Annotated in this window: 10 protein-coding genes; 7 read left to right on the top strand and 3 right to left on the bottom strand. The window is 59.1% G+C overall.

Annotated elements, in window-relative coordinates; all coding sequences use genetic code 11:
- The first annotated feature begins 858 nt into the window (after window positions 1-858).
- Window positions 859-2157 (top strand): DUF2325 domain-containing protein, encoded by a 1299-nt coding sequence (locus tag VL598_RS01130; RefSeq protein ID WP_325324868.1) that lies wholly within the window; start codon window positions 859-861, stop codon window positions 2155-2157.
- 65 nt (window positions 2158-2222) lie between these two features.
- Here VL598_RS01130 and VL598_RS01135 read toward each other — a convergent pair whose 3' ends face one another.
- The 3 genes from VL598_RS01135 to VL598_RS01145 form a co-directional block, all read right to left on the bottom strand.
- On the bottom strand, window positions 2223-2546 hold the full coding sequence (locus tag VL598_RS01135) for a winged helix-turn-helix domain-containing protein (protein WP_414718636.1): 324 nt from the start codon (window positions 2544-2546) through the stop codon (window positions 2223-2225).
- Window positions 2547-2687: 141 nt separating this feature from the next.
- Window positions 2688-3293, bottom strand: coding sequence for a nitrogen fixation protein NifQ (locus VL598_RS01140; RefSeq protein ID WP_325324860.1), 606 nt, complete (start codon window positions 3291-3293; stop codon window positions 2688-2690).
- Window positions 3294-3365: 72 nt separating this feature from the next.
- Window positions 3366-3791 (bottom strand): TOBE domain-containing protein, encoded by a 426-nt coding sequence (locus VL598_RS01145; protein WP_325324861.1) that lies wholly within the window; start codon window positions 3789-3791, stop codon window positions 3366-3368.
- Between the two features lie 168 nt (window positions 3792-3959).
- On the opposite strand from VL598_RS01145, the gene VL598_RS01150 reads away from it, so the two are divergent.
- From VL598_RS01150 to fdhE, 6 genes are all read left to right on the top strand, one after another.
- On the top strand, window positions 3960-4835 hold the full coding sequence (locus tag VL598_RS01150; protein ID WP_325324862.1) for an extracellular solute-binding protein: 876 nt from the start codon (window positions 3960-3962) through the stop codon (window positions 4833-4835).
- A gap of 204 nt (window positions 4836-5039) precedes the next feature.
- A complete protein-coding gene (locus VL598_RS01155; RefSeq protein ID WP_325324863.1) occupies window positions 5040-6224 on the top strand; it encodes a porin in 1185 nt (394 codons plus the stop codon).
- 115 nt (window positions 6225-6339) lie between these two features.
- Window positions 6340-9408: a formate dehydrogenase-N subunit alpha gene (gene fdnG / locus VL598_RS01160; RefSeq protein ID WP_325324864.1), complete on the top strand. Its 3069-nt coding sequence runs from the start codon at window positions 6340-6342 to the stop codon at window positions 9406-9408.
- A gap of 19 nt (window positions 9409-9427) precedes the next feature.
- Entirely contained in the window at window positions 9428-10351 is a 924-nt protein-coding gene (gene fdxH, locus VL598_RS01165; RefSeq protein WP_325324865.1) for a formate dehydrogenase subunit beta, read from the top strand.
- The gene (locus VL598_RS01170; RefSeq protein WP_325324866.1) at window positions 10348-10977 is read left to right on the top strand and encodes a formate dehydrogenase subunit gamma; all 630 of its coding nucleotides are present in this window, start codon (window positions 10348-10350) and stop codon (window positions 10975-10977) included. The genes fdxH and VL598_RS01170 overlap by 4 nt, the downstream gene beginning before the upstream one ends.
- Before the next feature lie 96 nt (window positions 10978-11073).
- Window positions 11074-11426, top strand: a 353-nt coding sequence (gene fdhE / locus VL598_RS01175) for a formate dehydrogenase accessory protein FdhE (protein WP_325324867.1), incomplete at its 3' end; no start/stop codon positions are given.

Below are 11426 nucleotides of genomic sequence, written 5' to 3' on the forward strand. Positions count from 1 at the left end.
GTCGCGGCCGACGGAGCCTGCTGCGCATGGACGGGCACAATCTTGGAGAACAGCGCAAGCGAGGCGAAAAGCAATTGTTGGTTCTTGATTTTCATTAGTATTACGATGGTCTATCTGATTTATTAATGGCTGACGCGCGACATTTCCGCCTTGAATTGGCAAGAAAATCGATCCTCATTCATTGCACGGGAATGGCATGAGAGTGCGGGTGCGCCCCGACGCGAAATCAGAACACCCGCGCAAGCTGCCTTGCCCGGGTGGTCCATTGGCCCGTCCGCTGGATAATTTCTAAATCGGAATCATCTATTGCCGAAATCGATAAGAATTGCGAAATTGAAAGACAGATATGCGAATTGGCGAAATATATCACTAAATATAACGCTAGTGATCACAGATGTGCATAGCTGAAGCGATATGCCCAAAGAGGCATGTCGTTCGGCGTAACGCATTGGGTGCGATCGGGCGCATGGGTCGATTCTGAGGTGTCCATGCTATCCACGAGCGCGGCATTTCCCAGCCGTCGCGACATCATTGAAAGCAGCGCAGACGGGTGGAAGGCGAGCCGACGGGCCAAGATTCCGCGTCACCGATATATTCTGCGGTATATTACGAACCTCAGGCTTGGGAGGCGTGGATTGCCTCATGTCCGCGCGTGGCAATGCGCGGTGTTACGCCAACGAGGATACGTATGGGTGAGTCAATGGATAAGCTATCCATCGGCAACGGATATCAACCTTGCAGGGACGAAATTGCGAGAAGGAGCATGCGGTTGAGGCTGGCCCGGAACCGGGAACACGCGGTACGGATCAGGGACGTCGCTTGTGGCCGATTCGATATTCATACTGGATGGTGTTCGTGATGCACACTCAGCACACTCCCCCGTTTCGCCTGGCTCGCTCTTCCTTGGGCACAGAGGACTACTTAGGTCGACAACGCGCGCAGTGTTGCGAACCGGTTGTGTCGAAGCAACCGGAGCGGCAGCGGAGGACGCATCTGGCCGACCTCGACATGCACATTCATTGCTCGGTGATCGGAACCTGCCTGAGTACGTCCGAATTGCGCAAACTCGTGCCACGTTTCACCGCGCTCGACCGGGAGCACGCAACCGATCTGCAGATTCATCATGCCGCCGTTGAGCTCGCGGTGATGGGCGGTGCCGGCGCCAAGGCGCTCCACAAAGCTTTGGACACGCGTTACGCGCTGGCAATCAAGCGCTTCGGCTCGGTCAAAGACATTGAGGGCGTACAGCAACTATGGGCGGAAGCACTCAAGACGGGGGACGTTCCGCCGGCATACTGGGCGGTGATGACGCATCCGGCGGCGACGTTGGAGATGCGCCAAGTCGCATTTGGCGACGTCCATATGCTCTCGCACCTGGTCGGCGCCGCGAATCGCGCCGACATTCGCCGACTGGTCGCGCTCGAGGAAGAAAACGCAGCCCTCAAAGAGAAGGTCGAGCGGCAGCAGAACCGCCTGCACGAGATGGGCAAGCAGCGGGACGCCCTGACTCGCGATCTGACCACGCAGATTGAACAGCTTACGATACGGGCCGAGCGGTATCGCTGCACCGGAGACGCCGATCTGAAAGCCGAAGTGTCGACGCTGCGCGCCGCGTTGAGCGAGCTGGAGCAGCGCGTCGCTGTTCAGACGAATCGGCGCGAAGCCGCCGAGCAGCGTGCGGAGCAAGAGCACGTAACCGCAAAAACGTTGCGTGCGGCTCTCGATGAGGCGCGCACGCTACTCAAGGCGATGCGGGCCGAGTCAAGCGCGATCGAGCAAGCCATGGAGTTCTCTGCGGACGGGCCCGCCATACAGCGCAATGCGCTCGACGCCCTTCAGGGCAAGCGCATTGTGTATGTTGGCGGAAGGCCGAGCTCGAATGCCGTGATCACGCGGGTCGTTCAATCCGCAGGCGGTCAGTTGACCATTCACGACGGCGGTATCGAGGATCGCAAGGGCTTGCTGCCGGGCGTGTTGCCACACGCAGATGCCGTCGTGTTTCCCGTCGACTGCATCGACCACGATTCGATGAACACGCTCAAGCGTGTGTGCGACCGTCATCACATCGCGTACTATCCGGTTCGGAGCGCGAGTGTTGCGAGCTTCGTTGAATTGATGACGCGTGTATATGCCACTCAGTCAGCGTCTACCGCATAGCGCCTTGTATCGTGACTCCATGTACAGCATCGATAACTCGGCAAAAGCGATACGACAACCCCGCATCAACGCTTGACGAGTTTCGTAAGCGTGGCGATCTGCGAAGTACAGGCGGCGTAGGCCTGTGTCTCGATCTCCCGATACAGACGGATAATCTCTTCCCCAACGGGCGTCAGTAGACTACCGCCCCCGCTTTGCCCCCCGTGCTCAGACACGGTAGCCGGTGATGCGAGCGAGCGGTTCAGTTCGTCCATGAGCAGCCATGCGCGGCGGTATGACATGCCGAGATTGCGTGCGGCAGCTGAAATCGACCCATGTTCCTTGACGGCCTCAAGCAGTGCGATCTTGCCGGGGCCTAGCACGATGGCGTCCGCTTGCAGGACACGCATGCGAAAGCGCACCTCGGGCGCAGTGCTTGGCGAAGTCGTCTTTTCGATTGCTGGTTTAGTCATGCGCAAAAGCATACACGATGCGGCTTGCTGCGACGGGCTACGCGCACGCAGGTGCCGCCCTTCGCGCCGGTGTCGTCGCTAGCGGGGACTCGGAAAGCAGAAGGCGTAGTCTTCGCACCCAGGGCAACCCGGCGCAGGTCCAGGCTCAAAGCCCATCGTTGCAGCAAGCTCCTGAGCGAGAAATTTTTTCCAGCGCATGTTCTCGACATTGCGCGCAGCAAGCGTTGGGAAATAGCGCTCCAGCATGCCGGAAACCGCCTCACGTCCAGTGAACCCCAAGTCCCGCCATAAATGGTCGGGACGCAGGCACGCGTGTGCAATGATCGACGCGAGGCAATCGGCGTCCTCATGCCGGACTGCGACGCTAACGTGGTCGAGAAGCAAAGCGCGCAGCGCGGCGACAAAGTCCGCGTGCGCGTGATTGCCGATCGTAACGACTGCCGTGCGTGCTGACACGATGGCGTTTGGGCAATGCGGGAAATGCCGCTCAAGCAGCGCATCGAGTTCGCTGCGGGACAACCCAAGCAAGGCAAGTTCCTGTCGACTGTCACGCGCCGCAATGAGCGCGGCAAACAGGATTGCATCGGGTGAATTCGCGTCAATGGCGCCAGCCAGCAGCACCCGTTGGCGATGCGCCGTGGGAGCGACATCGTTCTCGCCGGATTGAGCGCTCACGAACGTCATATCGCCTCAGATAAAGGTGCGGGACCGCTGCCAGTAAACGCTCAATGCCCTCCTGCCTGCGTCACACATTTCTCAATCGACGCCGATAATCACGCTCGATGCCTTGAAGACGGCAACTGCGGCCTTGCCGCTGGCGAGTCCGAGATGATCCGCGCTCTCGTTCGTCACGATGGCAGCGATCTGCGCGCCGCCTTGCGTCGAGATGATGACCTCGGAGTTGACCGCGCCCTTGGTCACGGACGACACCGAGCCAGCGATGCGATTGCGCGTCGATACTTTGCTGGTGTCCGCATCCACCATCACAATCACCGACGACGCTTTTACGAGTGCAAACGCCGCCTTGCCAGCCGCAAGATCCAACGCGGCCGCGCTGCCATGCGTGATGATTGCCACGATGTCGAGGCCCTCTTTCGTGCGCAACGTGATTTCGTCATTCACGGCGCCGGCATTGACCTTGGTTACCTGACCAACAAAGTGATTTCGGGCACTGGTTCGCATTGCTGCCTCCATTGACGGGTTTTGTTCAAGACTCAGGTTGAGCGCACGAGCACCCAGTGTAGCGGGGAAAAGCCGCGAAGCAACGCCCGATGCTCACCTCGCAGTTAATGCCAAATTGGTCGCGGCCGGCGTAATATACGGGCCTTTATAACGCTCGGAGGAAACGACATGATTCGTAAGCTGCTGGGGGCCTGTGTGATGCTCGCGACCGCGGTGAGCACAAACGTCCACGCTGCCGATGACGGCACCGTCAACGTGCTGTATGCGGGCTCGTTGGTCAACCTGATGGAGCGCAGTGTCGGCCCGGCGTTTGAAAAGGAAACGGGCTTGCATTTTCGGGGCTACGCGGCCGGATCGAACAAGATCGCCAATGAGATCAAGGGCAAGCTCCGGCGCGGTGACGTATTTATCAGTGCAAGCCCAAAAGTGAATAGTGACCTGATGGGAGCCGCGAACGGCGATCACGTGACTTGGTTCGTCAGCTTCGCGGAATCGCCTTTGATGATCGGCTACACCCCTCAAAGCAAGTTTGCTGATGAATTCAAGACGAAGCGCTGGGATCAGGTCCTGCAGGAGCCCGGTATTCGAATCGGCCGCACCGATCCGAAGCTCGATCCGAAAGGGGCATTCACTGTCGAGATGATGACCAAGGCAGCCGATCTTTATCATGAACCGGACCTCGTGGAAAAGGTCCTCGGCGCGCCGGAAAATCCTGCCCAGGTTCTGCCCGAGGAAACGCTCGTCGGACGCCTGCAATCGGGCCAGCTCGACGCAGGCTTCTTCTACTCGACCGAAGTCAAGGATCTGAAGATTGCCGCCATCCGGCCGGCACCGGAGCTGCAGGCAAAGGCGGGCTACACGCTGACCATTCTCAACGATGCACCGAATGCAAGCGGTGCGGCTCGATTCGCCAGCTTTCTTTTGAGCGCCGAAGGCCGTGCGCTGCTTGAACAACATGGGCTGGATGTCATCAAACCCGTTGTGACCGGCAACACGCAGGCGGTACCGTCTGCAGTGCAGGCCACGATTGATGCCGCACATTGATGCGGATCGCCGCACGCCGGTTGCCGTGGATTGTCGCGCTACGCGCGATGGTCCACTGTTACCCTGCCGCGTGCGGCGAACTGTACCCTTGGGACTTGTGAGTCATCCATTACAATCTTGAGCGGGCGAGAAGTGCCCCTTTTTTGCGAGTATCGATATATATATCGATATATATCGGCAGTTCGGTAATTTGGCATTCTGAAAGTGAAAAATAAGCTGATTAGGCCGGTAGTTTCGGCGGCGGTGATGTGTCTGTGGGCTGGAGCCAGCTATGCGCAAAGCAGCGTGACACTGTACGGCATCATTGATTCCGCGTTGATATACGGCAATAACGAGAAGACGGCGCAAGGGGTTGGTCGTAGCGGTATCGAAATGGACAGTGGCGGTATCAGCGGGTCGCGCTGGGGCTTTCGCGGGAAGGAGGATCTCGGCGGTGGACTCAGCGCCATCTTCGATCTCGAAGACGGCTTTTCCAGCTCCAACGGCAAGCTGAGCAATACCGGCGCTCTCTGGGGGCGGCAGTCTTATGTTGGCGTGAGCTCGACTCAGTACGGTACTGTCACACTCGGGCGGCGTTACGCTTACATGTCCGAGTGGATTTCACCGCTCTCCGCTGAAGGTATCGGATGGGCCGGCAATCTCGCCGATCACCCGTTCGATAACGACGACATGATTCGGCATACGAGCATGCAGAACATGGTCAGGTTCGACAGCGTCCACTACCGCGGCCTGCAGGTCGGTGGAATGTACGGCTTTTCGAACGAAGCAGGCCAGTTTGCCAACAATCGGGCCTATAGCTTTGGTGCCAGGTACTCGAACGGACCAGTATCCTTGGCGGCGGCCTTCGAGCAGATTGACCGTGCCGCGACCCCTGCTGCCGACTTGAACGCAAGCGGCGCCTTAACCACCGCCGACGGCGATTCGGTTATCACCGGGGGCCGGACGCAAATTTATGGCGCCGGCGCGCAATACCATTTCGGGGCTTCATCCGTTGGATTCGTCTGGACGCATTCGTCGACCAACAATGTCACCAGCGTGTGGCAGAGCGGCAATCTCGCCCCCTTGCTCGGCAACAATCTTCGCTTCGACAACTTCGAAATCAACGGTCGGTATTTTGTCAGGCCCAACTTGAGTCTTGCCGCGTCGTACACGCTGACCGATGGGCATTTCGATTCGACGACGGCCAATCTCAGCCCGAAATGGCACGAGGCCATCGTGCAGGCAGACTACTCGTTCAGCCGCAGAACCGATCTATATGTGGAGAGCTTTTACCAAGTAGTCACGGGCGGTGGCGGCATGGCGGTGTTCAACGCATCGATGTTCAATGTCCCGGCCTCTGCAAACAACCGTCAATTGCTGTTTGTGGTGGGTCTGCGGCATCGATTCTAAAGTGCCTCACAAGCGTGCCGAGTAGTTCGGCACGCCACGCTTCGATTCTCGCGTCTGGTGCACGTTTCGCCTAAACTGAAACAACTCCAGACGCATCGATAGCGGAGGGGCGACCATGCTTCAACTGTCCCGGCGACAATTCCTGAAGGTAAGTGCGTCTTCTCTTGCCGGTTCGAGTCTCGCGCTACTCGGATTTTCACCGGCTCCCGCGCTCGCCGAAGTTCGACAGTACAAACTCGCGCGCACGACGGAGACACGGAATACTTGTCCGTACTGCTCGGTTGGCTGCGGCATCCTGATGTATGGGCTCGGCGACGGCGCGAAGAATGTGGAAAGCAGCATCTTCCACATCGAGGGTGACCCTGATCACCCCGTCAACCGCGGCACGCTGTGCCCAAAGGGCGCGAGCCTCATCGACTTCATTCATAGCGAAAGCCGCTTGCGCTATCCCGAATACCGGGCAGCCGGCAGCGACCACTGGGAGCGCATATCGTGGAACGACGCGCTCGACCGGATCGCAAAGCTGATGAAGGCAGACCGCGATGCCAACTTCGTCGAGACCACCGCCGACGGCCTGAAGGTCAACCGCTGGCTCACGACGGGCATGCTCGCGGCGTCGGCAAGCAGCAATGAGGTCGGCTATCTCACACATAAGACGGCTCGCAGTTTAGGTCTGCTCGCATTTGATAATCAGGCGCGTGTCTGACACGGCCCGACGGTGGCAGGTCTTGCCCCGACGTTTGGCCGTGGAGCGATGACGAACCATTGGGTCGACATCAGGAACGCGGACGTCATTCTAGTGATGGGCGGCAATGCCGCCGAAGCGCACCCGTGCGGTTTCAAGTGGGTTACCGAGGCGAAGGCGCACCGCAAGGCGCGTCTGATCGTGGTCGACCCGCGCTTCACGCGCACGGCATCGGTTGCCGATTACTACGTACCGATTCGTACCGGCACGGATATCGTGTTCCTTGGCGGCGTCATCAACTACTTGTTGACGCACGACCAGATCCAGCACGAATACGTGCGCAATTACACCGATTTCAGTTTCATCGTCCGCGAGGACTTCGCTTTCAACGATGGCCTCTATTCCGGATACAACGCCGGCAAGCACAGCTACGACAAGAGCACGTGGGACTACGAGCTCGGCGACGATGGATTCGTCAAAACCGATACATCGTTGAACCATCCGCGATGCGTCTATCAGCTGATGAAGACGCATTACTCGCGCTACACGCCCGAGATGGTCGAGACGATCTGCGGCACACCGCACGAGAAGTTCCTGCACGTGTGCGAGATGCTCGGGAGCACGGCCGCGCCGAACAAAGCGGGGACGATCCTCTATGCACTCGGCTGGACGCATCACTCCGTCGGCGCGCAGATGATCCGTACCGGTGCAATGGTGCAGTTGTTACTCGGCAACATCGGCGTTGCTGGCGGCGGTATGAATGCGCTGCGCGGGCATTCGAACATTCAGGGGCTGACAGACCTCGGACTTTTGTCGAATCTGCTCACCGGCTATATGACGCTGCCACTACAAAGTGAGCAGGATTACGAAGCCTATATCCAAAAGCGCGCGTTAAAGCCGCTGCGACCCAATCAGCTCAGCTATTGGCAGAACTACCGGGCCTTCTTCGTCAGCTTAATGAAGTCGTGGTGGGGCGACGCTGCGACGAAGGAAAACAACTGGGGCTACGACTACCTGCCGAAGCTCGACAAGTCCTACGATCTCATGCAAGGGCTCGAGCTGATGCATCAAGGCAAGATGAACGGCTACATTGCGCAGGGCTTCAATCCACTCGCCGCTGCGCCGAACAAGGGGAAAAACGCGGGCGCATTTGCCAAGTTGAAATGGCTCGTCGTCATGGACCCGCTCGCGACCGAGACGTCCGAGTTCTGGAAGAACTATGGTGAGCACAACGACGTCGATTCGTCGAAGATCCAGACCGAGGTGTTTCGTCTGCCTACCACGTGCTTTGCCGAAGAGTACGGCTCGCTCGTGAATTCAGGCCGCGTCTTGCAATGGCATTGGCGCGGCGCAGCGCCTCCGGGCGATGCGAGAAGCGACCTCGAGATCATGGGTGGCCTTTTCGTACGCATCCGCGAGCTTTATCGAAAGGAAGGGGGCAAGTATCCGGACCCCATCGTGAACCTTGCCTGGCCCTACGCCGTCCCCGATAGTCCGACGCCCGAGGAGTTGGCGAAGGAGTACAACGGCCGTGCGCTCGCCGATGTGCCCGATCCGAAGGATTCGACGAAAGTGCTTGTGAAGAAAGGCGAGCAGATTGCTAGCTTCGCGCAATTGAAGGACGACGGCACGACGGCATGCGGGTGCTGGATCTTCGCCGGCGCATGGACGCAGGCCGGCAACCAGATGGCGCGGCGCGACAATGCCGATCCAACGGGGATCGGACAAACGCTCGGCTGGGCTTGGGCGTGGCCCGCCAATCGCCGCGTGCTGTACAACCGTGCTTCGTGCGATGCCAACGGCAAGCCGTTCGATCCCGCTCGCAAGCTGATCGCCTGGAACGGCACCGCGTGGGCCGGGGCGGACGTACCCGACTTCAAGGTCGACGAACCGCCAGACAAAGGCATGAGCCCCTTCATCATGCTGCAAGAAGGCGTCGCGCGGTTTTTCGCACGCGATCAGATGGTGGAAGGCCCATTTCCTGAGCACTACGAACCATTTGAAAACCCGCTCGGCTACAACCCGCTTCATCCGCACAACGCGCTGGCAACCAGCAATCCGGCCGCGCGCGTATTCCCCGATGACCGCGCCGCGTTCGGCACCGCGGACAAATTTCCTCATGTCGCCACGACCTACCGCCTGACCGAGCATTTCCACTATTGGACCAAGCATGTGCGCCTCAATGCGATCCTTCAACCTGAGCAGTTCGTGGAAATCGGCGAGGAACTCGCACACAGCTTGGGCGTGTCCGCTGGCGAACGCGTGAAAGTTTCTTCGAACCGCGGATATCTTGTGGCTGTCGCCGTGGTGACAAAACGAATCAAGCCGCTCACGATCGAAGGAAAGAAGGTGCAGACCGTGGGCATCCCGTTGCATTGGGGATTTATGGGCGTGGCGAAACCCGGATATCTCACCAACACGCTAACGCCGGTAGTGGGGGACGGTAACTCTCAGACGCCCGAATTCAAGTCGTTCCTCGTGAAGGTCGAAAAGGTGTAATGGATCGAAGGGGAAGACGATGGCGCTTCAATCGCTCGATATCAAACGAAGCTCGGCCACGACGGTCCAGCCGCCTTCGGTGCGTGAGCCCGCGAGCGGCACGGTCGCGAAACTGATCGACGTCACGAAATGCATCGGCTGCAAGGCGTGCCAGGCGGCGTGTATGGAATGGAACGACACCCGCGACAAAATCGGCACGAACGTCGGTGTCTACGACAATCCGCTAGATTTGACGGAAGACTCATGGACGGTCATGCGTTTCGCCGAATACGAGAATCCGAAAGGCGATCTCGAATGGTTGATCCGCAAGGACGGCTGCATGCATTGCGAGGACCCCGGCTGCCTGAAGGCTTGCCCCTCTCCGGGCGCAATCGTGCAATACACGAACGGCATCGTCGATTTTCATGAGGAAAACTGCATCGGCTGCGGCTACTGCATAACGGGATGTCCCTTCAATATTCCGCGCATTTCGAAGAAGGACAATCGCGTCTACAAGTGCACACTCTGTTCGGATCGTGTGGCTGTCGGCCTCGAGCCGGCATGCGTGAAGACGTGCCCGACCGGGGCCATCGTATTTGGCACCAAGGAAGACATGCACCAGCACGCCGCGGAACGCATCGTCGATCTGAAGGAGCGCGGGTTCGACAAAGCCGGGCTTTACGACCCGCCAGGCGTGGGCGGCACGCACGTCATGTACGTGCTGCATCACGCAGACCGCCCGTCGCTTTATCACGGCCTACCCGATGATCCGCACATCAGCCCGATGGTGTTGGTCTGGAAAGGCCTTACGAAGCCGTTGGCATTGGGTGCGATGGCGCTCGCCGTGCTCGCGGGTTTCTTCCATTACGTGCGAGTCGGCCCAAATGAAGTGTCCGAAGCCGACGAGGCCGCTGCGCGCGACGAGGCGCGGCGCATTCGCGAACAACGAAAGGGGCAGCCATGACACCCGAGAGGAGCGGATACCTCGTGCGCTATACCGCTAACGAGCGCACGCTGCATTGGATCACGGCGATCACGTTCGTGCTGCTCGCGTTATCGGGGCTTGCGCTCTTTCATCCGGCCATGTTCTGGTTATCGGCCCTTTTCGGCGGTGGTCAATGGACACGCATCTTGCACCCGTTCGTCGGCATTGTGATGTTCATTGCGTTTATCGCACTCGCCGCGCGGGTATGGCACCACAATCTGCTCGATAGGGACGACGTTCAATGGCTCAGGCAGATCGACGACGTTCTCGCCAATCGCGAGGACGCGTTGCCTCAGATTGGCCGCTACAACGCGGGGCAAAAGCTGCTGTTCTTCGTCATGGTCGCCTGCCTTCTGCTTCTCTTGTTGACTGGCATCGGGATCTGGCGGCGGTACTTCGGCGGCGCGTTTCCCGTGGGGCTCATCCGCGTTTCGGCAGTACTGCATGCGTTCGCGGCGTTCGTGTTGATCATCGGCATCATCATCCACGTGTACGCCGGATTCTGGGTGAAGGGCTCCTTTTCAGCGATGGTGCGCGGGACCGTTACGCTTGGGTGGGCACACAAGCACCATCCTAAGTGGTTTCGCGAAATCTTGAAGCGTTGAACTAACGGTAACGACTACGCCAGCACGGCGAATCGAACTCGCAATCACGGGGCACGTCTGCCTCGCCGCTTTCCGTCATTTTCGAGGTGCAACGACGTGGCTCCGCGAATCATGCAACCGGGCGAAATCGAATCGCTCGACCACACCGCCATTCCTCGTATTCGTCTGCCCGAGCGGTCTACCGTCTTTTCAGCTCGTGCTGCGCGCCTGCGCAAGCTCGCCGATGGTCACCCGATTGCCGGCTATCTGGGGCTGATGGCATCTCTCGTCGAGGCTCAACACCAGATCCTCGAAGGTTTTTCAGCGCCGATGCCAACGCCTGAGACAATCGCTCGCGCGCAAGCCCATTCGATGCCGCTCGTCAATGCGCTCACGCTCGAGCGCGAGCGTCTATGGCATGACGTGCTGCATCGGCTCCTCGATCGGATCGACGCATCGGGTACTGTCAC

It is taken from the genome of Trinickia sp. (genome assembly GCF_035492435.1).
In the GTDB taxonomy this organism is placed as follows: Bacteria; Pseudomonadota; Gammaproteobacteria; order Burkholderiales; family Burkholderiaceae; genus Trinickia.